A 25058-nucleotide genomic window follows, 5' to 3' on the forward strand; every position below is an offset into this window, starting at 1 on the left:
TCAGGACGGCTCGGGGACGTCGTCGTAGGTCTCGGGGATGGCGAACCAGTTGAAGTCCGAGAAGGGCCAGAACAGCACGAACGCCTTGCCGATGACCGCGTCCACCGAGATGGTCGCGCCCTCGACGCTTCCGCCGTTGCGGATGTACCGCTCGCGCGAGTCGCCCGAGGCCGAGCGGTGGTCGCCCATGACCCACAGGCGCCCCTCGGGGACGATCACGTCGAACGGGTCGCCCGAGGGCGGGTCCTGCTCGCCGGTCAGCGGGTTCACGTACAGGTAGGAGGTCTCGTCGAGGGGCTGGCCGTTGACGGTGATGCGGCCCTGGTCGTCGCAGCACACCACGTGGTCGCCGCCGACGGCGATGACCCGCTTGATGAACTCGTCCTCCTCCTCGACCGAGCGCCAGTCCTTGGGGGCGGTGAAGACGATGATCTCGCCGCGCTCGGGGTCGGAGAAGTCGTGCACGAGCTTGTTGACCAGGACCCGGTCGTTGATCTGGAGGGTGGTCTCCATCGAGCCCGAGGGGATGTAATAGGTCTGGACGACCCAGGTCCGCACGACGATGGCGACCAGGATGGCCACGCCGAGCAGGATGGGCAGTTCCTTCCAGAACGATCCCTTCTTCTTGGGCTGCTGCTTTTCCGAGGATTCCTCGGCGCCTTCGCCGTCGGCGCCGGGCGCTTGCCCTTCTTCGATCACGGTGCGAGTCTACGCGCTCGCACTCCGGCCCCAGAGGTGCCCGGCCGCGCCGCGGCCTGCGAACCGTTCACCGGTATCACCGTGGCGGGCAACGAAGGTGGTGAATGCCAGGAGGTGTCGAGCGCGGGGGCGGCGGTCGCGGCCCCCGCGGGGGCGGCCTCGCCGCCGGTGCCCTCCAACACGTCGAAGGACGCGGGGATCTCCAGCTCGGTGGCCCGGTCGGTGGGCCACACCAGCGCGATGGCGCGGCCGATGACGTTCTCGACCGGGACCGGCCCCTGGCAGCGGGAGTCCTTGGAGTTCCCGCGGTGGTCCCCCATCACCCACACCTCGCCCTCGGGGACGGTCACCTCCTCGAACACCCGCGAATGGCAGGTGCCGGGGTCGACGTCGAGCGGGGCGTTGTCGTAGACGTAGGCCTCCTCGTGCAGGGACACGCCGTTGACGACCACGTTCCCGTCCGCGTCGCAGCAGGAGACCGTGTCGCCGCCGACGGCGATGACGCGCTTGATGAAGTCCTTCTCGTCGGGCTCGGCCAGGCCGATGAGGTCGAGGACGCCCGTGGTGAAGTCGGAGACGAGCGAGTCGTCCCCCGCCGCGGGCCGGTACTCGGGGTCCCAGCTGTCGGTGCCGCGGAAGACCACGACCTCGCCGCGCTGGGGGCTGCGCAGCGTCGTGGTGAGCTTGAGGACCAGGACCTTGTCGCCCTCCTGGAGGGTCTGCTCCATCGAGCCGGACGGGATGTAGAACGGCTGCACCGCGAAGGTGCGCAGCAGGACGGCCGCGGAGAAGGCGACGACGAGCAGCAGCGGCAGCTCGACCCACAGCGACAGGTACTGGCGCTTGTGCGGCTGCGACAGGCGGCTCTCGGACTCGCGCCTGCGCGGCTCGGCCCCGTCGTCGACCTTGTCGTGCGCGCCGGTGCGGGCCTTGGCGCGGTCGTGCGGCCCGGCCGCACGCTCGCGTTCGGCCGCCACGCGGTCGCGGGGCCCTGTAGGTCCTTCGACGCGGTCGCGCGGGCCCGTGGCGCCCTCCACCCGGTCGCGCGGGCCGGTCGCGCCCTCGACGCGCCGGATCGGGCGCGTGGAGCCGCTGCCGGCGACGGGCCCGGTGGGCAGGGCGCCGGATCGGCGGGGGTCGGAGGGGGGAGGGTCGGAGGGCGGCCGGCCGCCGGGACCGGGAAGTCGGTTCCAGTCGATGCGGCGCGGCCCCTTCGGCCCGCCGGGGGAACCAGGGCTCATGCGCTGAGCGTAGCGGAAGCGGGCGGGAATGCGAAGAACCCCGGGCATCGCCCGGGGTCCTCCGAAAGTCGCAGTGCCCTTGGGGGGCACGGTTCCCCGCCGCGAAGACGGGTCGCGAGACTAGATCTCGCGCTTCTCCTTGATCTTGGCGGCCTTGCCCTTGCGGTCGCGCAGGTAGTACAGCTTCGCGCGGCGGACCTTGCCTCGCATGGCGATCTCGATCGCGTCGACCATGGGGCCGTGGACGGGGAAGGTGCGCTCGACGCCGATGCCGTAGCTCAGCTTGCGGACCGTGAAGGTCTCGCCGAGGCCCGCGCCGTGGCGGCGGATGACGACGCCCTGGAACACCTGGACACGGGACCGGGCGCCTTCCTGGACTCGGACGTTCACCTTGACGGTGTCGCCGGGACGGAAGTCCGGCACGTCGGCGCGCATGGAGGCGGCGTTCAGCTCATCCAGAATGTTCATGGTTTTCAGACCTCATCGATTGATCTCGCTAGAAGTTCCTCCGCGAGAGGTACCGCTTGAACGAACGGCACGTCACGGGAACTCGTCTACTCTGCCACAACCTGCTCGGGCAGGGCGAACCCGGCCCCTTGAAGTAGGCGCCGGTCACGTTGATCGAGGCTACCCGCCTCCAGCCGCGCCAGCAAGTCCGGGCGGGCCCGCGCGGTGCGCAGGAGCGCCTGGTCGCGGCGCCAGCGGTCGACCTTCCCGTGATCGCCCGAAAGGAGGACGGGCGGGACCTCGCGCCCGCGCCACTCGGCGGGTCGCGTGTAGGCGGGGGCCTCCAGGAGGCCCGCGTTGTGCGACTCGTCGTCGAGCGAGGCGGCGTTGCCGAGGACGCCCGGCAGGAGCCGCGAGACGGCCTCGACGATCGCGAGGACGGCGACCTCGCCGCCGAAGAGCACGTAGTCGCCGATGGAGACCTCGGTGACCTCCATGCGCTCGGCCGCGTGGTCGACGACGCGCTGGTCGATGCCCTCGTAGCGCCCGCACGCGAACATGAGCCACGGCTCGGCGGCCAGCTCGCGCGCCAGGGCCTGCGTGAAGGGCCGCCCGGCGGGGCTGGTCACCAGCAGGCGCGGGCGGGCCTCGCCGTCTTCGGGCACGAGCTCGTCGAGGCACTCGCCCCACGGCTGCGGCTTCATGACCATGCCGGCCCCGCCCCCGGCGGGGGCGCCGTCCACCGAATGGTGCACGTCGTGGGTCCAGCGTCGCAGGTCGTGGACGTTCAGATCCAGCAGGCCGCGCTCGCGGGCGCGCCCGATGAGCGAGAGGTCCAGCGGCGCGAGGTACTCGGGGAAGACGGTGACGACGTCGATGCGCACGGCGGCCTCACAGCTCCAGCAGGCCCGGAGGCAGGTCGACGGTGACGGTCTCGGTCTCGAAGTCGACGCCCAGGACCATCTCGGCGACGAACGGGATGCGCGCGGGGTGCGTGCCCTCGCGCTTGACCACGAGGGTCTCGTGGCCCGCGCCGTGCTCGATCCGGGCGACCGTCCCGATCGGGTCGCCGCCCTCCTGGACGACCGCGAGGCCGACCAGGTCGTCGTCGCGGAACTCGTCGTCGGCGAGGTCGTCCTCGTCGACGTCGACCGCGAGCAGGACGCCGCGGAGGGCCTCGGACCCGTTGCGGTCCTGGACGCCCTCGAAGCCGATCATCGGCCGGCCCTGGTGCCAGCGCACGGTGACGGCCTTGAGCGGGGCGCCCTTGAGCGGCCCGCCGCGCGTGGCGAACTCCGCGCCGGGCTGGAACCGCGCGTCCGGGTCGTCGGTGCGCACCTCGACCACGACCTCGCCGCGCAGCCCGTGCGGGCGGACGATCCGGCCTACGACTACCTCTGCCATGGGAACCTTTCGGGGACAGCACGACGGCCCCGGGGCGAACCCCGGGGCCGTCAGCGGACTTCAGTAGGAATCGACGACCTCGACGCGGATGCCGCGACCGCCGATCGAGCCGATGACCTGGCGCAGCGCGTTGACGGTCCGACCGCCCCGTCCGATCACCGTACCCAGGTCGTCCGGGTTCACCCGGACTTCCAGCCGCTTGCCGCGGCGGGAGTCGACCAGTCGGACGCGGACGTCGTCGGGATTGTCGACGATGCCTTTGACAAGGTGTTCAAGCGCCGGTCGCAGCACGATTACTCCCCTTTGGTCTCGGAGGCCTCGTCGGCTGCGGCCTCGACCTCTTCAGTCTTAGCCGATTCGTCGGCCTTGGCGGCGGACTTCTTCGCCTTCGGCGCGGCCTTCGCGGCCTCTTCCGGGACGTAGGCCTTCGACGGGTCGATGCCCGACTCCTTGAGGGCCGCGATGTACAGCGACTCCTTCTCGGGCTTGGGCTCGGCGACCTTCAGCGGGGCCGGCTCGGGCAGGCCCTTGAAGCGCTGCCAGTCGCCGGTCTTGCGCAGGAGGGCCTTGACCGTGTCGGACGGCTGGGCGCCCACGGAGAGCCAGTGCTGGACGCGGTCGGACTTGACCTCGATCCGGGACGGGTTCTCCTTCGGGTGGTAGATCCCGACGTTCTCAATGACCTTGCCGTCGCGCTTGACGCGCGAGTCGGCGATGACGATGCGGTACTGGGGAGTACGGATCTTCCCCATTCGCGTGAGGCGAATCTTCACTGCCACGTTCTTGTTACTCCTGTAATAAGGATCACGCAGCACGCACACCATCCAGGGGAATCACTCCGGATTGTGTTCGCGCTGAAACTTGGCCTTGCGTCACGGTAGTTGAGAGGGCTTCCGTCCCAAAGCTCATGTACAGCGACCGAGTCTAGCGCACCGTGCGATCAGTACTGGCGGGCCAGGTACGCGATGAGACCGGACTCATCCAGCGAATCCGGAACCGAGCCGTCCTCGCGCTGGAGGAGGCGCACCGTGACCGCGGACTGCCCGGCCCGCGCCTCGCCCTCGACGCCGCAGGCGTCCCAGGGCATCCGCGCGTACCCGGTCCGGGCGGCCTCGACCGCCTCGTCCACGGAGGCGACGTCGACCGTGTGCGCCTCGCGGAAGCCCAGGGCCTCGTCCCACAGCTGCTGCTGCGCGCCGGCGAGCGCGGCGGCGACGGCCTCGGCGATCATCCCGAGCGGCACGGACTGCTTGGAGCCCTCGACGCGGCTGACCACGGTGGCCTCGCCGTTCTTGAGGTCGCGGGGGCCCAGCTCGATCCGGACCGGGTAGCCCTTGAGCTCGGCGTCGACGGCGCGGCGGCCGAAGGCGATGTCGCCGCGGTCGTCGAGCTTGACGCGCAGGCCGTCGGCCTTGAGCTCGTCGTAGAGCTTGCGCGCGGCGGCGCGGACCTCGTCGGAGTCCTTGACGATCATGACGCTGACCTGGACGGGGGCGAGGTTCGGCGGGACGCGCAGCCCCGCGTCGTCGCCGTGGCCCATGATGAGGCCGCCGATCATGCGCGTCGAGGTGCCCCAGGAGGTCGTCCAGCCGTGCGCCTGCTTGCCGTCCTTGCCCTGGAACTGGATGTCGAAGGCCTTCGCGAACTTCTGGCCCAGCTCGTGCGAGGTGCCCATCTGAAGGGCCTTGCCGTCGCGCATGAGGGCGTCGCACGCGAAGGTGTTCAGGGCCCCGGCGAAGCGCTCGGCCTCGGTCTTGATGCCGCGCAGCACCGGCAGCGCCAGCACGTTCTCCATGAAGTCGGCGTAGACGTCGTGGAGGATGCGCAGCGTGAACGCGTGGGCGTCCTCGTAGGACTCGTGGACGGTGTGGCCCTCCTGCCACAGGAACTCCGAGGAGCGCAGGAACAGGCGGGTGCGCATCTCGTAGCGCATCACGTTGCACCACTGGTTGAGCAGCAGGGGCAGGTCGCGGTAGGAGTTGACCCACTTCGCCATGTACTCGCCGATGATGGTCTCGGAGGTGGGGCGGATCGCGAGCTTCTCCTCCAGGTCCTTGCCGCCGCCTTGCGTGACCATCCAGACCTCGGGGGCGAAGCCCTCCACGTGGTCGGCCTCGCGCCGGAAGTAGGACTCGGGGATGAGCAGGGGGAACGAGGCGTTCTCCGTGCCGGTGTCCTTGATGCGCGCGTCCATCTCGGCGGTCATCCGCTCCCACAGCGCGAACCCGGTCGGTCGGATCACCTGCGAGCCGCGCGCCGGGCCGTTCTCGGCCAGCTGGGCTTTGGCGACGACGTCCTGGTACCAGCGAGGGAAGTCCTCGCCCTGCGGTGTGAGTACATTGGCCATAATCAGGGATTCTACGGGCCGGACCCGCCCCGGGCGCAATCGGATACGGCGCGGTGCGAGCCCCGTCGCCTCCGCCGGAAGGAGGAGGGAGAAACCCCGGTTTCGGTCCTTCGGCGGTGATACGGAACAGCGTGCGTCGCATAAGCTGTCGTCGTGACGACACCCATGCTGGCAGGTGACCGCGGTCTGACGGCCGCCGAGGTCGCCGAGCGCATCGAGGCCGGCGCGGTCAACGAGGCGAAGCGCCACACCAGCCGCCCGCTCTCGGCGATCCTCCGCGCGAACCTCTTCACCCCGCTCAACGCCGTGATCGGCGTGCTCGCCGCGATCGCGATCGGCTTCACCGCGATGGAGGAGGGCTTCCTCGAAGGCCTCAAGCAGGGCCTGTTCGCCGGCGTCATCATCGCCAACATCCTCATCGGGACGATCCAGGAGCTGCGCGCCAAGCGCACCCTCGACAAGCTCTCGCTCATGAACCGGTCGAACGCGAAGGTCCTGCGCGACGGCGAGGTCGTCCAGATCGACCCGGCCCGGATCGTGCGCGACGACCTCGTGTACGTCGAACCCGGCGACCGGATCGTCGTCGACGGCCCCGTGGTCGAGTCCCGCAACCTGGAGATCGACGAGTCGCTGCTCACCGGCGAGGCCGACCCGGTCGCGAAGACGCCGGGCGACGGGGTCCGCTCGGGCTCGTTCGCCGTCGCCGGCACCGGGCTCTTCCGGGCCGAGCACATCGGCGCGGACTCCTACGCCGCCAAGCTCGTCGAGGAGGCCAGCAAGTTCACGCTCGCCCGCTCCGAACTGCGCGAGGGCATCAACCGCTTCATCAAGCTCATCAACTGGCTCATCGTCCCCATCGCGCTGCTGCTCATCGTCAGCCAGCTCGCCGACGCCGCGAACTGGCGCGAGATCATCGTCCGCACCGTCGCCGGGATCGTCCCCATGATCCCCGAGGGCCTGGTGCTGCTCACCTCCGTCGCGTTCGCCGTCGGCGTCATCCGCCTCGGCGCCCGCAAGTGCCTCGTCCAGGAGCTGCCCGCCATCGAGGGCCTCGCCCGCACCGACGTGCTGTGCCTCGACAAGACCGGCACCCTCACCGAGGGCGGCATGGACGTCGACCGCGTCCAGCCGGTCGCCGGCGCCGACGGCGACGCCGTCGCCGAGGCCCTCGCGGCGCTCGCCGCGGCCGACGACAGCCCGAACCCGACCATGCAGGCCGTCGAGGCCTACCTCAAGGAGAACGCGATCGGCGACCCGATCTGGCGGGTCATCGACGTCATGCCGTTCTCCTCGGCGCGCAAGTGGAGCGGCACCCGCTTCACCGACCACGGCAACTGGCTCCTCGGCGCCCCGGACGTGCTTCTCGAAGCGGACGACCCGATGGCCCTCGAAGCCGACGTGCTCGGCGCCCAGGGCCTGCGCGTCCTCGCGCTCGTCACCGCCGAGACCGCCTCCACCACCGGCGGCGTGACGGGCGTCAAGGCCCAGGCCCTCGTGGTCCTGCGCCAGCGCCTTCGCTCGACCGCCGCGGCGACCCTCGCCTACTTCAAGGACCAGGGCGTCGCCGTCAAGATCATCTCCGGGGACTCCCCCGCCGCCGTCGGCGCCGTCGCCGCGCAGCTGGGGGTCGAGGGCGCGGCCGACACCGTCGACGCCCGGCGCCTGCCCGAGGACCCCGAGGAGCTCGCCGACCTGCTGGAGCGGGCCACGATCTTCGGGCGCGTCAAGCCGCACCAGAAGCAGGCGTTCGTCAAGGCCCTCCAGTCGCGGGGCCACACCGTGGCGATGACCGGCGACGGCGTCAACGACGTGCTCGCTCTCAAGGACGCCGACCTGGGCATCGCGATGGGCTCGGGTTCGGCCGCGGCCCGCTCGGTGGCGCAGGTCGTGCTCCTCGACGACGAGTTCGCGACGCTGCCGCACGTGGTGAACGAGGGCCGCCGGGTCCTAGGGAACATCGGGCGGGTCTCGAACGTGTTCCTCACCAAGACCGTGTACGCGATCAGCCTGGCGCTGTTCATCGCCGTGGGCGCGATCTGGTCGTGGGCCGCGGGCCACGAGCCGCTGCCGTACCCGTTCCTGCCGATCCACCAGTCGCTCATCAACCTGTTCACCATCGGCCTGCCGGCGTTCTTCCTCGCGCTGGCGCCGACGTTCGACCGGGCGCGGCCCGGGTTCGTCAAGCGGGTCCTGAAGTTCGCGATCCCGGCCGGGATCTGCTGCGCGGTGCCGACCTTCGTGGTCTACCTCGCGGCGCTCGCCCACGACGGCTACGACTCCCAGCTGCCGCAGACCACGGCCGCGATCACACTGTTCTGCCTGGCGCTGGCGGCGCTGGCGATCGTGGCGAAGCCGTACACGTGGTGGAAGGCGCTGCTGGTCGGCGGCTGCGCGGCGGCGTTCGTCGTGGTCCTGGCGGTGCCGCCGTTCGCGCGTTTCTACGAGCTGGAGCTGCCGGGCGCCTGGAACACGACCGCCGCGGCGATCGGCGTCGGCTCGGGCGTGGCGGCCCTGCTGTTCTGGCTGGTGGTCCGGCCCAAGCACCTCAAGGACTGAACCGTTCCGTCCACGGGGCCCGCCGGTTTCGGCGGGCCCTGTGTGGTGTGCGGCACTGCTACACCGGATGTAGCGGGGTGCGCGGCCCGTATGTAGCGCCTAGGGGGTGAGAGCAACTGAGCGAACCATGCAGGAGGCGGACATGTCGCAGCGCGACCTCGCGATCCGGGCCGAAGGGCTCGTCAAGCACTTCAAGGACGTCAAGGCCGTGGACGGCGTGGACCTGGAGGTCCCGGCGGGCACGGTGTACGGCGTGCTGGGCCCGAACGGCGCGGGCAAGACCACGACGGTGCGGATTCTGGCGACGCTGCTGCGCCCCGACGCCGGGACCGCGACCGTGTTCGGCCGCGACCTGCACACCGACGCCGCGGCGGTGCGCTCGCAGGTGAGCCTCACGGGGCAGTACGCCTCGCTGGACGAGGACCTCACCGGCGTGGAGAACCTGGTGCTGCTGTCGCGCCTGTACGGGTACGCCAAGCCCGCCGCGCGCGAGCGCGCCGCGGACCTGCTGGAGGCCTTCGGCCTGTCGGCGGCGGCGGGCAAGCAGGTCAAGGCGTACTCCGGCGGTATGCGCCGGCGCCTGGACATCGCCGCGTCGATCATCGTGACGCCGAAGCTGCTGTTCCTGGACGAGCCGACGACGGGCCTGGACCCGCGCAGCCGCAACCAGGTGTGGGACGTGGTGCGCACGATCGTCGCCGAGGGCACCACGGTGCTGCTGACGACGCAGTACCTGGAGGAGGCCGACCAGCTGGCGGGCCGCATCGCGGTCATCGACACCGGCAAGGTCATCGCCGAGGGCACGCCCGGGGAGCTGAAGTCCTCGGTGGGCGCCGGTTCGATCCGGGTGCGCCTGCACCACGCCGACCAGCGCGAGCACGCGCAGAAGGTCCTGTCGGGGGCGCTGGCCGTGGAGGTCGCGCTCGACGACGACCCGGTGGCGCTGACGGCGAGCCTGGCCCCGGGGCTGGACACGGCCGAGCAGGGCTCGCACGTCCTGGGCGAGCTGGCCCGTGCGGGCATCCTCGTGGACGACTTCTCGCTGGGCCAGCCGAGCCTGGACGAGGTGTTCCTCGCCCTGACCAACCGCGTCGACGCCTGATCCGCACGGACTTTGAGGAAGGACACCGATATGACTGTCACGCAGACCGATACCAAGTCCGATGTCGACGCCCCGGCGCCGGTCGAGAAGGAGCACCTGCGGCGGCTCCTGGCCACCGGGGAGCGTCCGGCGCCGCCGAGCGCGTTCGCCTCGGCGCGGGCGTTCGCCTGGCGTTCGATGCTGAAGATCAAGCACGTGCCCGAGCAGCTGGGCGACATCCTGGTCTTCCCGATCATCATGCTGCTGATGTTCACGTACCTGTTCGGGGGCGCGATCGCGGGCGGCACCGGCGAGTACCTCCAGTTCCTGCTGCCGGGGATCATGGTCATGAGCATCGTGATGACGACGATCTACACGGGCATGTCGGTGAACATCGACATCAACAAGGGCGTGTCGGACCGGTTCCGGACGCTGCCGATCTGGCGGGCCGCGCCGATGGTCGGGTACCTGCTGGCGGACATGTTCCGGTACGCGGCGGCCGGGGCGATCATGTTCGGCACCGGCATGGTCATGGGCTACCGGCCCGAGGGCGGCGCGGTCGGCGTGCTGCTGGGCGTGGGGCTGCTGCTGGTCTTCTGCTTCGCGTTCTCGTGGGTGTGGACGTGGCTGGGCCTGATCACGCGGTCGGAGAAGACCGTCATGTCGATCTCGATGTCGATCCTGTTCCCGATGACGTTCCTGTCCAACGTGATGGTGGACCCGGCGACGATGCCCGGCTGGCTGCGGCCGGTCGTGGAGAACACGCCGATCAGCCAGCTGGTGGACGGGGTGCGGGGCCTGTTCGACGGGAACGTGGACTCGGTCTCGGTCCTGACGACGCTGATCTGGTCGGCCGGGTTCGTGGCGGTGTTCGGGTTCTTGACGATCCGGGCGTACAACCGCAAGTGAGACTCGATTCGCAACACCCCGGCAGCGGCCGGACGGGCTCCCCGTCCGGCCGCTGCCGTGTCACAGGCGCCAGTCGGGGGCGCCGGCCCCGGGCCGGTAGACGCAGACCGAGCCGGTGGCGACGGTCTCGCGCAGGTGCGCGGCGAGGGCGGGGTGGCCCTCCTCGATCTTCTTGAGGGTGTTGCGGATGCGGTTGGTGACGGATTTGCGGGCCCGCTCGTGGTTGTCGCCGAGGCGCCGGGCCCTGCCGCCGAGGCCGGTGGCGGCCTTGAGGTGGTCGATGAGGGTCTGGCGTTCGGCGTCGAGCGCGGCGGCGCGGGCGTCGTCGCCGAGGGCCGCGGCGGTGTCGATCTGCTCGTCGAGGGCCTCCAGGTGCTCGCGGTAGCGGGCGCGGGCCTGGGCGTCGAGGAGGTCGTCGCCGCCGAGGCGGGCGTCGGCGGCGACCGCTTCGCCCGCCTCGGGGTCGAGGAGGGCGGCGGCGCCGATCTCCTCGCCGGGGCGCGAGAGGAGTTCGCGGAGGTCGGCGAGGCCTTTGGCGTGCGGCAGGTGCAGGACGGTCCCGCCGTAGGCGAGGGTCCAGGTGGTGCCGTCGCGGCGGAACACGTCGCCCGCGGCGGGGGCGGGCGGCGCGGGCGGGGACGCGATGCACGCGAGGTTCGCCCGGGCGAGGTCCGACCACGGGGCCGCGTCGAGCAGGTCGGCCTGAGCGAGGGCGGCGCGGAAGTGGGCGGCGGCGCGGTCCCGCTCGCCGAGGACGGCCGCGAGGACGCCGAGCCAGTGGCTGATCGGCCCGGAGACGCTGGTGCCCCACATGGCGACGAGCCACTCCCCTTCGTGGGGGGCGAGGCGGTCGTAGACGTCGCGCGCGAGCTCGGCGTCCCCGTCGGCGGCGGCGAGCTCGGCCTCGAAGCGGAGCATGAGCGAGGCCCAGGACCCGAACACGTCGTCGGCGGACGCGAGGCGGTCGCGGATGCGGCGGGCGCGGTCGGTCTCGCCGCGCCGGAGCGCGCCGATCCCGGCGAGGAGGTCGGTGTGGTGCGTGCCGTAGGAGGAGCGGCGCGGCTCCTCGTCGGCGGCGGGCGCCTCGCCGCGGGCCATCCGCAGTTCCCAGCGCAGGTGGTCGATGAGGTCGAGGTGGCTGCGCTCGCGGCCCATGAGCTCGGCGGCGTCCTCGATGTGCGCCTCGGCGTCCGCGTAGCGGCCCTGCACGAGGTCGATGATGGCCTGGTCGACGTGGGCGCCGCCGCGCCAGTGCTCGGAGTCGGCGGCGTCGGCGAGGGCGTGGAACTCGGCGTGCTGGGCGAGGAACTCCCGGTCGCCCTGTTCGAGGAGCACGACCCACCGCAGCGAGGAGGAGACCAGGCGCAGCTCCTCGTCGCCGGTGCGGCGGGTGATCTCGACGAGCTCCTCGACGATCTCCTGGCGCTTCGCGGCGGTGCCGGGGCCCCAGTGGGAGGCGTGGGTGGCCCACAGCCCGAAGGAGATCTCGTCGTCGTCGCCGGCCGCGCGGGCCGCGATCATGTAGCGGTACAGCAGTTGGCGGGTGAGCGCCTCGTGTTCGAGGCCGGCCTCGGGCGGCTCGCCCGCGAGGCCCTCGTAGGCGAGGTTCTTGAGCCGCACGAGCTCGGGGACGCGGTCGGCCTGGGGCGCGTCCAGGGCGGCGCGGGCGAGGAGCATCGGGTCGCCGGAGTCCTCGGCCTCCTGGAGCGCCGACGCGTAGAGCGCGGCGGACTCGTCCTCGCGTTTGAGCCAGTGCACGGCGTCGGCGAGGCGCAGGCGCAGGAGCACGCGCTGGCGGACCATGCCGGGCCCGCACCGCTCGACGGCGCGGCGGTAGTACTTCTCGGAGCCGGCGATGCTCATGCAGGAGTTGGCCTTCGCGCCGGCGCGGGCGATGAGGGCGACGGCGGTCTCGGCGTCGACGTCGTCGCCGGCGAGCCACGCGTGGTGGGCGATCTCGGTGACGAGCATGTGCTTCTTGAGGGACTCGTCGGCTTCGAGGGCGCGGACGATGCAGCCGTGGTGGTGGGCGGCCTCGGCGGGGTCCATGGACTGATAGAGGGTCTCGCGGACGAGGTCGTGGACGAAGACGTACCGGTCCCGCTCGCGGCGTATGAGCCGGGTCTGGGCGGCGAGGTCGAGGGCCGACTCGATGCGGAACAGGTCGAGCCCGGAGGCCTGGGCCATGACGCCTGCGTGGAATTCGCGGCCGCCGACGGAGGCGAGGGTGAGCATCCGCAGGATCGGTTCGGGGAGCTGGTCGATGCGGCGGCGCAGGGCGTCGCGCATCCCGGCGCTGGTGGCGTCGACGGGCTGCCCGGAGGCCCACAGGAGCGCGGACTGCTCGACGAAGAACGGGTTGCCGCCGGTGCGGCGGGTGATCTCGGCGACGGTGCCCGGGTCGGGGGCCGCTCCGGCGGTGGCGGCGACGAGCGCGGCGACGCCGTCCTCGGTGAGGCCGTCGAGGCCGACCATGGCGGCCTTGGAGACGAGCTGGAGCATCCGGCCGCGGAGTCGGTGGCCGGGGTCGATCTCGGAGTCGCGGTAGGTGCCGACGAAGAGGATGCGCTCGAAGAAGGTGTGCTGGCAGGCGAACTTGAGCAGTTCGATGCTGGCGGTGTCGGAGAAGTGGAGGTCGTCGAGGACGATGAGGAGCGGGCGGAGCCGCGAGGCGCCGATGAGCAGCTGGGTGACGGCGTCGTGGAGTTCGAAGTCGACGGGCCGGGTGCCGTCGCCCTCGCCGAGGAACACCTCGATCGCGGGCGCGGGGCGCAGGGACCGCCAGGCCTCCTCGCCGAGGCGGGCGCGCAGCGACCGCAGGACCTGGAGCCAGAGCCAGTTGTCGGGGACGGCCTCGGACTCCCAGGAGGTGGCGAAGGCGACGAGCAGGTCGTCGCGGCGGCCGGCCGCGGCGTCGGTGACCAGGGCGGTCTTGCCGATGCCGGCCTCGCCGACGACGAGGACGAGGCCCCCGTGGCTGGCGACGGTGCGCTCGACGGCCGAGCGCAGGGTCGAGGCGGGATGGTCGCGTCCGATGAGCTGCGGGTCAGTCACCCTGCCAGTGTCGCCGACACCACCGACATACGCCATCCCGTTCTTCGGGACCGTTTCCCGGAACTGTCGGATTGCCGACGGCGCACCGATAGCGGCACGACCGCTGGTCGGCCGCGGGTCCCCTGCGGGGCCGCGACATCGGAGCGATCTTGTTTCATGTTTCCGACCCCTCGGTCACGGAGGGTGCATAAGGTCCTTCGGAGAGTAGACGTCCCGGCGCCGAAGCGCGGCCGGCACCGCCGAACCGGCGGCGCCGCGAGGCCGCGCCAGGACCGGGACAGCCGACGAACCAGGAGCAATCCTCATGGCACAGTCCACGTCCAACAACTCACGCAAGACCTGGAAGGGGGTCCTGATCGGGGCCGCCGTACCGATCGCGATGCTCGCCGGCGCACCGGCCGCGAGCGCGGAGCAGCTGCCGGCGGCGCCGGACGTCCAAGCGCTCCTCGACCTCCAACTGTGCCTGGCGGACCTCCAGGCCGCACTGTCGGTCGACGTGCCGGCCGAGGTCCCCGGCGCCGAGCAGCTGCCCGCACCGGGCGACCTGCCGGGCCTGCCGACCGACGCGCCCGACGTCGCCGCGATGAACGAGACCTGCCAGACGGTCCTCGCGCTGGTGCTGGCGCAGTCGCCGGACGTCCCGGTCGACCCGCCGGTGGACGTGCCCGGACCGGTCCCGCCGGCCGGCTGACGCACGGACGAGGGGCCCGCGGCCGAATGGCCGCGGGCCCCTTCACGTGTGCTTCGGCGACCGGCGCTAGGCCAGGCGGTCGGCGGCGTCGGCGATCGCCTCGTCCGTGGCCGTCAGGGACAGCCTGACGTGGCGCCCGCCCTTGGCGCCGTAGAACTCCCCGGCGGCGGCCAGGATGCCCCGCTCGGCGAGCGCCTCGACAGTGGTCCAGCAGTCCTCGCCGCGCGTGGCCCACAGGTACAGGCCCGCCTCGGAGTGGTCGACGCGGAACCCGGCGGCCTCGACCGCGCCGCGCAGGACGGTGCGGCGGCGCTCGTAGCGGGCGCGCTGCTCGATCGCGTGCGACTCGTCGTGGAGCGCGGCGATCGTGGCCTGCTGCACGGCCCACGGGACCATGAACCCGGCGTGGCGGCGCAGCTCGAGCAGGTCGGCGATGAGCGCGGGGTCGCCGGCGAGGAACGCCGAGCGGTACCCCGCGAGGTTCGAGCGCTTCGACAGCGAGTGGGCGGCGAGCAGGCCGGTGAGGTCGCCGTCGTTGACGCGCGGGTCGAGCACCGACACCGGCGGGCGCTCCTCGTCCCAGCCCAGCGTCAGGTAGCACTCGTCGCTGGCGAGCACCACGCCCGACTCCCGGGCCCAGCGCACCAGTTCGCGCAGGTGGTCGACCGAGGCGGTCTCGCCGGTCGGGTTGGTCGGGTAGTTGATCCACACCAGGCGCAGGCGCGACCCGGCCGCCTCGCGCGGATCGGCCACCGGCAGCGCCTCGGCCTTCGCGAGGATCGCGCCGATCTCGTACGTCGGGTAGGCGATCTCGGGGTAGGCGACGATCTCGCCGGGCCCGATCCCCAGCTGGAACGGCAGGTTCGCGACCAGTTCCTTGGAGCCGACCGTCGGCAGGACCGCGACGTCCTCACCGACGCCGGTGTGCCGGTGCAGCCACGAGCGCATCGCCCCGCGCAGTTCGGGCGGACCGGCGACCGTCGGGTAGCCGGGTGCGGCGGAGGCCGCGTCGAGGGCCCGCCTGATGGCCGCCGGGACCTCGTCCACGGGCGCGCCCACGGTGAGGTCGACCAGGCCGCCGGGATGGGCCGCCGCGCGTTCCCGGTACGGGGCCATCCGGTCCCACGGGAAGCGCGGCAGCCGGCGTGCCGGAGAGGCGCTGTGGAGGCGTCGCAGCGCCATCGCGGCTACTCCTCTTTCGCGGGCAGCGCGACCACGAAGGGGACGTCGCTGTCGATCTTGCCGACCTTGGAGGCCCCGCCGGGGCTGCCCAGGTCGTCGAAGAAGTCGACTTCGGCCTTGGTGTACTGGGCCCACTCTTCGGGGACGTCGTCCTCGTAGAAGATCGCCTCGACCGGGCACACCGGTTCGCAAGCACCGCAGTCCACGCACTCGTCGGGGTGGATGTAGAGCTTCCGGTTGCCTTCGTAGATGCAGTCGACCGGGCATTCTTCGATGCAAGCCCTGTCGAGGAGATCCACGCACGGCTCGGCGATAACGTAAGTCACGAGTCGTCCTTCCTACAGCGCGCAATCGGACGGACTGCGCTGAGATTGAGCCTAAAGCTTATTGCCATTAACAGACCCGAAGGCTTGGGGTGCGCCAGATGCTGGGACCGGAACACATCGGCCGTCGCGTGGCGGTACGGATCAGGTTGCGCGACGCCGAGCCGGGTCGCCGGTTCACCGACGTCACCGGTGAGCTTATCGAGGTGGGCCCGGTGTGCTGGCGCGTGCTGCCCGACAGTGTGGCGCGTTCGGAGGCGGCCGTCACCATCGACGCCGACGCCGTCGTCGCGGCCCGCGCGGTCCCCCCGAAGCCGACCCCGTTCTCCGAGATCCTCGCCCTCGAACGCGCGCTCGCGGCCACCTGGCCCGCCACCGAGACCGCCGACCTCGGCGGCTGGCTGCTGCGGTTCGCGCACGGCTACACGCGCCGCGCGAACTCGGCGCTGGCGCTGACCGCCCCGCCCGGCGGCGTCGACGCGGCCGCCGCCGCGGTCGCGGACTGGTACCGCGCTCGCGGCGCCCGCCCGCTCATCGCCCTGGCCGGGCCCGTCACGAAGCGGCTCGAAGCCGAACTCGCCGACCGCGGCTGGACCGCCGAGGCCGAGACGGTCGTCATGACCAAGGCGATCGAGGCGGTCGACTACGACGGCGAAGCCGTCGTGGCGGACGAGCCGGGACCGGTCCACCTGGCGCAGTCCGGGCGCGGCGCGCCCGCGGCGGCGGCGGTCCTCGGCTCGGGACCGGGCCGCGGCTACGCCCAGATCTGGCGCGGCGGCACGGACCTGGCCGCGCGCGGGCGCGGGGCGCTCGCCGGAGACCTGGTCGCCGTCACCGGAATCGGGACGGCCGAGGCCTACCGCAGGCGCGGCCTGGGCACCGAGGTGCTGCGCGCGCTCGAGGCGTGGGGCGCCTCGGCCGGGGCGCGGCGGGCCGCGCTCCAGGTCGAGGCGGACAACGACGCCGCGCTGGCGATGTACGCGGGGCTCGGGTACGCCGAGCGCTACCGGTACGGCTACCGGGCCGCGCCCTGACCCTCAGGACCGACTAGGCCTTGGCGGCGGCGGTGCGGGAGGGGTTCGCCTTGTGCTCGAACGCGATCTGGGTGGCCTTGAGCTCGCGGCCGTAGACGTCGACGCCGAGGGCCATGACGATGAGGAAGCCGACCCAGCCGGAGACGGCCAGGAGCGCGAAGTAGATGAGGGTCTGCGAGAAGATCCCGTCGATCGTCGGGTAGTCGACGCGCGCGATGAGCGGGTTGACGAGGACGGCGAACAGGGTCGCGACGACGAAGATCGGGAGCAGCTCCCCGGTGATCTCCTGGCGGCGGCGGCGCGCGCCCCACCAGATCCCGGCCGCGACGGCGACGGCGGCCATCGCCCCGAAGGTGTAGACGCCCACGAGGTCGCCGACGGCGGTGCCCTCGCCCCAGACGTTGGAGGCGATCCGGCCCGCGAGGTTGGCGGCGATGAGGCCCAGGGCGAAGCCGTAGATCGACGGCCAGTGCGGCATCAGGAGGCGGCTGAGGAGGGTCACGGTCGGGACTCCTTCGGAAGGGTGGGGCTTGCATTCGGCGGGGCCGGCGGGTCCGCGGCGGGCCGGGACCTGCCGCTCGCCCTGGGACGAAAATACCGCCACAGCGAGACGGCGATCCCGGCGGTACCGGCCAGCAGCAGCGCGTAGCCGTTGAAACCGCTGGCGATCACGAGCGATCCGGCCCCCGAGGGCATCGACGCGGCCAGCACGACCGCGAACCAGGCCAGCGCGGTGAGCACGACGATCCACCGGCCGCGGGTCCACCACACGCCGAGCGCGGCCAGCCCCAGGTTCCCGGCGAACGCCAGCGCCCCGGCGAGGGGCACGGCGACGCCGCCGATGTAGGTGGGCACCAGGAACGATTCGAGGAGCGCGGCGAGCAGCGCCGCGGCGACGACGACGACCGCCCCGCCGACGCGGACCGCCGCTTCCAGACCGTTCACTCGCACGCAGGCGATCCTACGGGAGCGCGCGCACCCGCCCGAATTCGCGCCTGACGCAACGCCGCCGCCCGCTTCACGGTCGGTGAACCGCGCTCGCCCACGCCGCTTTTCGCCTCAGCCCGCTTCACCTCCGACGCGGCACCTCCGGCGCTTCACGGTCGGCGCACCGCGCCCACCCGCGCCGCTGATCACCGCCACCCGCCGGTGCTCTTCGCCTTCGCCCGCGCCGCTCGTCGCCCTCCGCACGCCGGGCCATCCCCAACCCCCACCCACCCGAATGGGGAACAGTAGGCCCAGCTTCTCCCGCGGGTCCGACAAAACGGCCCCGCGCGGCCCCGGGCGTCACCCGAACGGGTCGGCGGGCGCGGGCCGCCCCGTTCCGGGGCCGATGCGCCGCAACCCGTTCGGGCGGGCGGGCCGCGTCGGCGCGTTGGAGGGGCGGGGCCGTACCACGGGACGGGACAATACACTCATGACCGCCACACGAGAGACAACTGCCACGAAACGCCGACGCTTCCGACAGCTGCTTCCCGAACGGTCCGACTACGCGCACGTCCGCCGCCACTGGCACACCGACCTCCTCGCCGGGCTCACCGTCGCGGTCGTCGCGCTGCCGCTGGCGCTCGGCTTCGGGATCGCCTCGGGCCTGGGGGCGTTCGCCGGGCTCATCACCTCGATCATCGCCGGGGCGGTCGCCGCGCTCCTCGGCGGCTCGAACCTCCAGATCACCGGCCCGACCGGCACGATGGCGGTGGTCCTCGTCCCGCTCGCGGCCACCCACGACCACGCGGGGGTCCTCCTCGTCGGCGTCATGGCCGGGCTCATGCTCATCGCCCTCGCGCTCACCGGCGCGGGCCGGTACGCGCGGTACGTGCCCGTCCCGGTCGTCGAGGGCTTCACCGCCGGGGTCGGCATCGTCATCGCCCTCCAGCAGCTCCCGCCGGCCCTGGGCCTGCCCCCGGCGACCGGCCACCTGCTCACGGGCGCATGGCATTCGGTGGCCGCCTTCGCGGCCGACCCGGACTGGGCCCCGCCCGCGGTCGCCTTCGCCGTGGCCGTCGCGATCCTGCTCGGCTCGCGCCTGCACTCGCACATCCCGACTCCGCTCCTCGCGGTCGTCGCGGCCACCGCGGTGACCTGGTACACCGTCCCGGAGGTCGCGGTCATCGGGTCGCTGCCGCGCACCATCCCCGCCCCCGAGGCGGGCTTCCTCGACCTCGCGGCGATGCCCGGCCTGGTCGCGGCCGCGATCGCGATCTGCGCCCTGTGCGCCCTCGAATCGCTCCTGTCGGCGACGGTGGCCGACAACATGACCGTCGACCAGCACCACAACCCCGACCGGGAACTGCTCGGGCAGGGTGTCGCGAACCTCGTGACGCCGTTCTTCGGCGGGATGCCGTCCTCGGGGGCGCTGGCGCGCACCGCGGTCAACGTCCGGTCCGGGGCGGCCGGGCGCCTCGCCTCGCTCACGCACGCGACCGTCCTCGCGCTCATGATGCTCGCGCTCGCGCCGCTGGTCGCGCACGTGCCGCTCGCGGCGCTCGCGGGCGTCCTCATCGCCACCTCGATCCGCATGATCGAGGTCGGCTCGATGCTGGCCCTGGCCCGCTCGACCCGCGCCGACGCCGCCGTCATGTGGCTGACCCTCGCCGCCACCGTCGTGCTCGACCTGGTGTGGGCCGTCGCGATCGGCGTCGCGCTGGCGGCGATGCTCGCGCTGGGCCGCATCTCGCGGTCGGTGTCGGTCGAGGAGGAGCCCATCGACCACGACGACCACCACGACGAGGAGGCCGCGCTCCTGCACGAGCACATCGTGGCCTACCGGCTGGAGGGCCCGCTGTTCTTCGCCGCGGCACACCGGTTCCTGCTGCAACTGCTCGACGTGGCCGACGTGCGCGTGGTCGTCCTGCGCATGAGCCGGGTGTCCACGATGGACGCGTCGGGGGCGACGGTGCTCGCCGACGCGATCAAGCGCCTGGAGCACCGCGGCATCGCCGTCTACCTCTCCGGCCTCGAACCGGTGCACGCCAAACCCCTCGAAGCCCTCGGCGTGCTCGAACCGCTCTGGCAGCAGGGCCGCCTGTTCGAGCACACCGGGGAGGCGATCAGGGCCGCCCGCCGCCGCCTCAAGGCCGACGGCCTCCTGGAGCGCCTCGAACTAGAGCAGCTCGAAACGGAGTCCGCCGCCCAGGCCGAAGCGGAGCGCCCATAGCCGGTCGGGGGCGCCCCGGTGGTCGGTCGTGTCGACCGAGTCCACCAGGGCGTCCTCGGCGTTGACCCCGTGGAGGACGAGCGTGCCCCGCTCCCCGGCCCACACCGCGCGCGTCCCGTCGAGCTCGGGCCGGATGCGGCTGACGAACGTCTCGGTGATCTCGGGGCCGAAGTCCTCCAAGGTCACCCCTTCGGCGCCCCAGTCGAACCGGCGGATGAGCGCGCCGTCGCCGTACGCGTCGATGTACACGTCCAGGCCCGTCCCGGTGTCCACCAGCTCGGCCCGCGAATCGTCGCCCGGCTGCTGGGCCGCGCCCTCCACCGTCGGCACCGAATGCCAAGCGGCCGAAGGATGCACCTGCTCGTGGCGCTCGGGCCCGAAGTACGCCGCCGTGTACTCCCCCGCGCCCGGGTCGCACAGCAGCTGCTCCCCGTCCACCGCGATGAGGAACGACCCCAGGTCGAGGTGGTTGTGCGGCTCGTCGTTGTACCCGCCCTTGACCGCCAGCGCCCACATGCGCCGTCCGATCCGGCGCCGCTCGACGAACCAGCCGACGTCGGCCAGCAGCGAGCGCTCCGGTTCGACCGAGGTCCCCAGCGGGCGGCCCCAGTCGAGGGTACGGGTGAGGTGGGCCCAGCGGGCGCAGGCGTCGTCGGCGAAGGTCTGGACGCGCGCGGCGGCCGGCAGCGGCGTGCCGAGCCGGTCGTGCAGGCGCGCCAGGAGCCCGAGCGGCAGGAGCGCGTCGGCCCCGGTGTCGCCGAACGTGGCGAACGAGCCCGGGTACAGCTGCGCGCGGGCGGGGAACGCGGCGATGGCCTCGTTCCCGGCCAGGAGGTCCTCGCCGGTGGCCGCGAGCCAGGCCTCGGCGAAGTAGGTGAAGTACCCGAAGCCGTAGACCCAGTAGTCGACGCCCTCGACGCAGCCGCCGTCGGGCCCGAAGGAGAACAGGTAGCCCTGGAGGGCGGGCAGGACGCGGGCGCGCACCACGTCGGTGTCGTAGCCGAGCGCGAGCGCGGCCATCCCGGCGGCGCCGGCGCACACGGCCGTCCAGTTCGAGATGCGCTCCTCCCAGTGGAAGGGGTAGTCGGCCTCGAAGAACGGGTCGAGGACGCGCGCGCGGATCTCGGCGGCGACCGCCTCGGCGCCTTCGACGTCCTCGCGCAGGCGCAGGATCTCGGCGAGGGTCTGCGCGGTCTCGCACGCGAACAGGTCGACGCAGGTGCGCGGGTCGCCCTCGGCGTCCCAGTGGGCCGGCAGCGCCCAGGACCGCTCCTGGCAGACGTCCTTGAGCAGGGCCGAGAGCGCGGGCCCCTCGCCGACGACGGCGAGCGCGGCGAGGTGGCGGCGGCGCGCGAAGTACTGGGCCTCGAAGGGGAGGCGGCGGCCGGTGGCGGCGTAGTCGCCGTCGAGGTCGGGGTCGAAGGCCGGGACGGGCTGCGCGGCGATCGCGCGGAGCTCTTCGAGGAGTGCGGTGCGGAGGTCACTCATGGGGGTGCCGTCCGGGTCCGCCGAGGCGAGCGGCGGCGCGGGGCGCCTGGTTGGGGAGGGTCATCGACCGTCGCCTTTCGGGATGGGGCGGTGGATAGGGGGCTGGAGTTCCTGCCGTGGCTCAACGGTAACGCGGGCGCGCTTTCCGTCATAGACTCCCACGTATGCGCATCGGGGAGCTGTCGGAGCGGACGGGCGTTCCGGCCGCCACCATCAAGTACTACCTGCGGGAGCACCTGCTCCAGCCGGGCGAGCACGGCGAGGCGAACGCGGTCGAGTACGGGCCGGCGCACGTCCACCGCCTCACGCTCATCCGGGCCCTGTCGGAGACGGCGGGCCTGTCGGTGGCGCAGATCGGCGAGGTCCTGACGGTGCTGGCCCGCCACCCCGAGTCGGCGTTCCAGGCTCTCGGCGCGGCGCTGGCCGCGACGCACCGGGACCCGAAGTTCTCGCTGGCGAGCGAGGGCACGGCCGAGGCGGCGGAGCGGACGGTCGACGAGCTGCTGGGCGAGTACGGGTGGGCGGAGGTCGCGCCACCGAACTACCGTGACGCGCTGGTGACGGCCCTGACGGCGTTCTACCGCTTGGGGAACCCGGACCCGCAGGAGGTGCTGGGGCACTATGCGGACGCGGCGGCGGCGCTCGCGTCGGCGGACATGCAGGCGATCGCGGAGGCGACGCGGCCTGAGGGCGTCGACGTGGAGCAGGCGGTGGCCGCGACGGTGCTCGGCGAGACGGTGTTCGCGGCGCTGCGGCGGATCGCGCACATCGCGGCCTCGGCCAGGGCGCAGACGGAGCAGGGCCCTTCGGGCACAATGGGTCCCTGACCCGCTCCCCGACCACGAACGGCCGCACTATGCCCGAGCCGCTGCGCTTCGACCGCGACCCCGACCGCCCGAACCTCCTCCACCTGGTGGCGGACGAGGTCGTGCAGGCGACCGTGGACCTCGACGACCCGTCCTACCTCGACGCGGAGTACATGCAGCGCATCGCCTACCTCGTGGACGCGATGGCGGCGCCGAAGGCGCCGCTGCGGGTCCTGCACCTGGGCGCGGGCGGCCTGGCGATGGCGCGGTACGTCGCCGCGACGCGTCCGGGCTCCTACCAGCAGGCGGTGGAGACGAACCGGGAGCTGGTGGACCTGGTGCGGGCGCAGGCGCCGCTGCCGCGCGGAGTGAAGGTGAAGATCCGCCACACCGACGCGCGGGAGGCGGTCGAGAGCGCCCCTGAGGCGAGCTACGAGCTGGTGATCACCGACGTGTACGCCGAGGCCCGCGTGCCCGCGCACGTCACGAGCACCGAGTTCCTGACGGCGGCGCACCGGGTCCTGCGCCCGGGCGGGCACTACGCGGTGAACCTGTGCGACGGCGGCCAGATGCGCTTCCTGAAGCCGGCCCTGGCGGCGATGGGCGCCGTGTGGGCGCACACGGCGGTCATGGCCGAGCCGGCGGTGCTGCGCGGCAGGCGCTTCGGGAACGTGGTCGCCGTCGCCGCCGACACCGAACTCCCCATCGCGGCCCTGCGCCGCCGCTGCGCGGGAGCGGCGTTCCCCTGCCGCGTCCTCGAAGGCACCGAACTGCGCGAGTACATCGCCGGCGCCGCCCCGGCCACCGACGCGACGGCCATCCAGTCCCCGCCCCCGCCGAGATCCCTCCGCAGCTTCTGACCCGCCGCCTCGCGGCGGCGGCGCCCGGACCCGCACGGCCTGTCGCACCCGCCGGGCACGATCGAAAGCGGGGGTGCCTGCGAACACGAACCATGCTCATCGCCGCCGATCGCGCCGGAGGCGCGCCGCCGCCCGCGACCGTCGCACCCGCCGGGCACCATCGAAGCCGGGGGCGATTGCGAACACGAGCGGCGCTCGCCGTCGCCGCGCCTCCGGCGCCGCCGCCTTACGCGCCGACGTCCGGGCCAGCGGCGGGTGGGCCGTTCGGACAATAAAGTCGCAGGATAGTGGCCCTGTCTCCCGGCGCGTCCTCACTGTCCGTTACCGGAGAGTGGAGCGGTTCACAGAGGGCTTGGCGATGCCGGTCACCTTCGGTAACGTCGTCGCCTGTTCCGGTCGGGTCCTCAGGGCTCCCCCAGAGACCCACCCGCCCGGACCGCCGAGCCGCGCAGCGCATGACGCCCGTTCCCTCCGGTACGGGGCGATACACCGCCGCGCGGGCCGGGGACCCAGCCGCGTCGTCCCCCCTCGCCGCCACTCGGGCGGCGACCCGACGCATGGGGTGAATCCCGTTGCGGCCCAGCCGCAACGGGTAGGGCGCACTTCCCTGCCCGAACCCGACAGCTAACCCGGTAGGCGGACGAGGAAGAAAGGCCACCTCGTGGCTCAAGCCTGCTCGAATACCGACCACAGTTCCCGCGCCGGTGCCATCCTCCGACGCGTCGCCGCCTACACGGGCGTCACCCTCGCGACCGTCGGCCTCGTGACCGCGTTCGCGGGCTCGCACGCCGACGCGGCCGACATCGACTACGAGGCGGCCTCGGCCGCCGAGATCCAGGACCACCTGGACGACCTCACCACCGAACGCGACGACGCGGGCGCCGACCTCGCGGCGCTCCAGGCGCAGCTCGCCGACGCCCAGGCCGTCGTGGAGGCGGCCGCCGAGGCGTACGGCACCTCCGGCGCCCAGCTGACCGTCGTCACCGCGGCGGTCGAGTCCGCCGACGACGAGCTCGGCGCCAAGGTCTCCTCGCTCGTGACCTACGCGCAGGAGCAGACCGACAAGTTCGAGGAGGCGCAGGTCGCCTCCGAGGAGAGCGACCGCCTGGAGACCGAGATCGAAGCGGCCCAGAAGCAGGTCGCGGCCCTGGACTCGCAGATCGGCGAGGCCGAGAAGGCCTACGACGAGGCCGCGGAGGCCGAAGCCGCCGCCGAGGCGGAAGCGGCGGCGGCGACCGAGGCCGCCGAGTCCTCCGCTTCGTCCTCCGACTCCGGTTCCTCCTCGGATTCGGGCGACTCCTCCTCCGACTCGACCGCGGCCTACAGCTCCGACGCCGCCACCGCGGCCGTCCAGTTCGCGAAGGACCAGCTCGGCGAATCGTACGTGTTCGGCGCCGCCGGCCCCGACACCTGGGACTGCTCGGGCCTCATCACCGGCGCCTACGGCGTCTCGGGCATCTCCCTGACCCACTCGACCTGGACCATGTGGGACGAGACCAGCGGGATCGACCGCAGCGACCTCAAGCCGGGCGACCTGGTCTTCTACAACGGCCAGAACCACGTCGCGATGTACATCGGCGACGGCCAGGTCATCCACGCGCCCAAGCCGGGCGACGTCGTGAAGATCTCCTCGCTCGACATGGGCATGTCGATCGACGGCTACCGCCGCGTCTGACCGAAAGGTCCGAGCGCCACTCGCGTCCGCACCCGCCCCGGCTGCAACAATGCCGGGCGGGTGCGACAGTGCCGGCAGGTACGGCAGTGCCGGCAGGTACGGCA

Annotated in this window: 23 protein-coding genes and 1 riboswitch; of the genes, 9 read left to right on the forward strand and 14 right to left on the reverse strand. The window is 72.5% G+C overall.

What is annotated here, in order from left to right:
• The 8 genes from lepB (E9998_RS03780) to proS form a co-directional block, all read right to left on the reverse strand.
• Positions 1-699: a signal peptidase I gene (gene lepB, locus E9998_RS03780; protein ID WP_204745232.1), complete on the reverse strand. Its 699-nt coding sequence runs from the start codon at positions 697-699 to the stop codon at positions 1-3.
• The gene (lepB, locus tag E9998_RS03785) at positions 696-1940 is read right to left on the reverse strand and encodes a signal peptidase I (RefSeq protein WP_136528364.1); all 1245 of its coding nucleotides are present in this window, start codon (positions 1938-1940) and stop codon (positions 696-698) included. Before lepB (E9998_RS03785) ends, lepB (E9998_RS03780) begins: the two co-directional genes overlap by 4 nt.
• 120 nt (positions 1941-2060) lie before the next feature.
• Complete coding sequence (rplS, locus tag E9998_RS03790) at positions 2061-2408, reverse strand: 50S ribosomal protein L19 (protein ID WP_136528365.1); 348 nt, start codon at positions 2406-2408, stop codon at positions 2061-2063.
• Positions 2409-2494: 86 nt separating this feature from the next.
• A complete protein-coding gene (gene trmD, locus E9998_RS03795; RefSeq protein ID WP_136528366.1) occupies positions 2495-3271 on the reverse strand; it encodes a tRNA (guanosine(37)-N1)-methyltransferase TrmD in 777 nt (258 codons plus the stop codon).
• Positions 3272-3278: 7 nt separating this feature from the next.
• Positions 3279-3791 carry a ribosome maturation factor RimM gene (rimM, locus tag E9998_RS03800; RefSeq protein WP_136528367.1) on the reverse strand — a complete coding sequence of 171 codons (513 nt, stop codon included), beginning with the start codon at positions 3789-3791 and terminating at the stop codon, positions 3279-3281.
• 60 nt (positions 3792-3851) lie between these two features.
• Complete coding sequence (locus E9998_RS03805) at positions 3852-4085, reverse strand: RNA-binding protein (protein WP_030155029.1); 234 nt, start codon at positions 4083-4085, stop codon at positions 3852-3854.
• A complete protein-coding gene (gene rpsP, locus E9998_RS03810) occupies positions 4085-4570 on the reverse strand; it encodes a 30S ribosomal protein S16 (RefSeq protein WP_136528368.1) in 486 nt (161 codons plus the stop codon). Before rpsP ends, E9998_RS03805 begins: the two co-directional genes overlap by 1 nt.
• Positions 4571-4731: 161 nt before the next feature.
• Positions 4732-6138 carry a proline--tRNA ligase gene (gene proS, locus E9998_RS03815; RefSeq protein WP_136528369.1) on the reverse strand — a complete coding sequence of 469 codons (1407 nt, stop codon included), beginning with the start codon at positions 6136-6138 and terminating at the stop codon, positions 4732-4734.
• Positions 6139-6291: 153 nt separating this feature from the next.
• On the opposite strand from proS, the gene E9998_RS03820 reads away from it, so the two are divergent.
• From E9998_RS03820 to E9998_RS03830, 3 genes are all read left to right on the forward strand, one after another.
• Positions 6292-8694, forward strand: coding sequence for an HAD-IC family P-type ATPase (locus E9998_RS03820; RefSeq protein ID WP_240037483.1), 2403 nt, complete (start codon positions 6292-6294; stop codon positions 8692-8694).
• Between the two features lie 142 nt (positions 8695-8836).
• Complete coding sequence (locus tag E9998_RS03825) at positions 8837-9796, forward strand: ATP-binding cassette domain-containing protein (protein ID WP_136528370.1); 960 nt, start codon at positions 8837-8839, stop codon at positions 9794-9796.
• A gap of 30 nt (positions 9797-9826) precedes the next feature.
• Complete coding sequence (locus E9998_RS03830) at positions 9827-10684, forward strand: ABC transporter permease (RefSeq protein WP_136528371.1); 858 nt, start codon at positions 9827-9829, stop codon at positions 10682-10684.
• Positions 10685-10744: 60 nt separating this feature from the next.
• Here the strand turns inward: E9998_RS03830 and E9998_RS03835 are convergent, their stop codons facing one another.
• Positions 10745-13738: an ATP-binding protein gene (locus E9998_RS03835; RefSeq protein WP_158299681.1), complete on the reverse strand. Its 2994-nt coding sequence runs from the start codon at positions 13736-13738 to the stop codon at positions 10745-10747.
• 304 nt (positions 13739-14042) lie between these two features.
• Between E9998_RS03835 and E9998_RS03840 the strand changes: the two genes are divergently transcribed.
• Positions 14043-14429 carry a hypothetical protein gene (locus E9998_RS03840; RefSeq protein ID WP_136528373.1) on the forward strand — a complete coding sequence of 129 codons (387 nt, stop codon included), beginning with the start codon at positions 14043-14045 and terminating at the stop codon, positions 14427-14429.
• A gap of 66 nt (positions 14430-14495) precedes the next feature.
• On the opposite strand, the gene dapC is transcribed toward E9998_RS03840, so the two are convergent.
• Positions 14496-15611 carry a succinyldiaminopimelate transaminase gene (gene dapC / locus E9998_RS03845; protein ID WP_204745233.1) on the reverse strand — a complete coding sequence of 372 codons (1116 nt, stop codon included), beginning with the start codon at positions 15609-15611 and terminating at the stop codon, positions 14496-14498.
• A gap of 5 nt (positions 15612-15616) precedes the next feature.
• Positions 15617-15937: a ferredoxin gene (fdxA, locus tag E9998_RS25785; protein ID WP_204745234.1), complete on the reverse strand. Its 321-nt coding sequence runs from the start codon at positions 15935-15937 to the stop codon at positions 15617-15619.
• 98 nt (positions 15938-16035) lie between these two features.
• Here fdxA and E9998_RS03850 point away from each other — a divergent pair, with 98 nt between their 5' ends.
• Entirely contained in the window at positions 16036-16968 is a 933-nt protein-coding gene (locus tag E9998_RS03850) for a GNAT family N-acetyltransferase (RefSeq protein WP_136528375.1), read from the forward strand.
• Between the two features lie 13 nt (positions 16969-16981).
• Here E9998_RS03850 and E9998_RS03855 read toward each other — a convergent pair whose 3' ends face one another.
• Positions 16982-17470, reverse strand: coding sequence for a hypothetical protein (locus tag E9998_RS03855; RefSeq protein ID WP_136528376.1), 489 nt, complete (start codon positions 17468-17470; stop codon positions 16982-16984).
• Positions 17467-17919 (reverse strand): hypothetical protein, encoded by a 453-nt coding sequence (locus tag E9998_RS03860; RefSeq protein WP_136528377.1) that lies wholly within the window; start codon positions 17917-17919, stop codon positions 17467-17469. Before E9998_RS03860 ends, E9998_RS03855 begins: the two co-directional genes overlap by 4 nt.
• A gap of 466 nt (positions 17920-18385) precedes the next feature.
• On the opposite strand from E9998_RS03860, the gene E9998_RS03865 reads away from it, so the two are divergent.
• The gene (locus E9998_RS03865) at positions 18386-20125 is read left to right on the forward strand and encodes a SulP family inorganic anion transporter (RefSeq protein WP_136528378.1); all 1740 of its coding nucleotides are present in this window, start codon (positions 18386-18388) and stop codon (positions 20123-20125) included.
• Here the strand turns inward: E9998_RS03865 and E9998_RS03870 are convergent.
• Entirely contained in the window at positions 20072-21613 is a 1542-nt protein-coding gene (locus E9998_RS03870; protein ID WP_136528379.1) for a heparinase II/III domain-containing protein, read from the reverse strand. The two genes, E9998_RS03865 and E9998_RS03870, sit on opposite strands and share 54 nt — an antisense overlap.
• Positions 21614-21777: 164 nt before the next feature.
• Here E9998_RS03870 and E9998_RS03875 point away from each other — a divergent pair, with 164 nt between their 5' ends.
• The 3 genes from E9998_RS03875 to E9998_RS03885 all read left to right on the forward strand — a co-directional run bounded on the left by E9998_RS03875 (position 21778) and on the right by E9998_RS03885 (position 24954).
• The gene (locus E9998_RS03875) at positions 21778-22440 is read left to right on the forward strand and encodes a MerR family transcriptional regulator (protein WP_136528380.1); all 663 of its coding nucleotides are present in this window, start codon (positions 21778-21780) and stop codon (positions 22438-22440) included.
• A gap of 29 nt (positions 22441-22469) precedes the next feature.
• On the forward strand, positions 22470-23279 hold the full coding sequence (locus E9998_RS03880) for a spermidine synthase (RefSeq protein ID WP_136528381.1): 810 nt from the start codon (positions 22470-22472) through the stop codon (positions 23277-23279).
• Between the two features lie 480 nt (positions 23280-23759).
• Positions 23760-23933, forward strand: a riboswitch (cyclic di-AMP (ydaO/yuaA leader).
• A gap of 7 nt (positions 23934-23940) precedes the next feature.
• Positions 23941-24954, forward strand: coding sequence for a C40 family peptidase (locus E9998_RS03885; RefSeq protein ID WP_136528382.1), 1014 nt, complete (start codon positions 23941-23943; stop codon positions 24952-24954).
• Positions 24955-25058: the final 104 nt, after the last annotated feature.

The organism is Glycomyces paridis (assembly GCF_004912155.1).
GTDB classification, from domain to species: domain Bacteria; phylum Actinomycetota; class Actinomycetes; order Mycobacteriales; family Micromonosporaceae; genus Glycomyces; species Glycomyces paridis.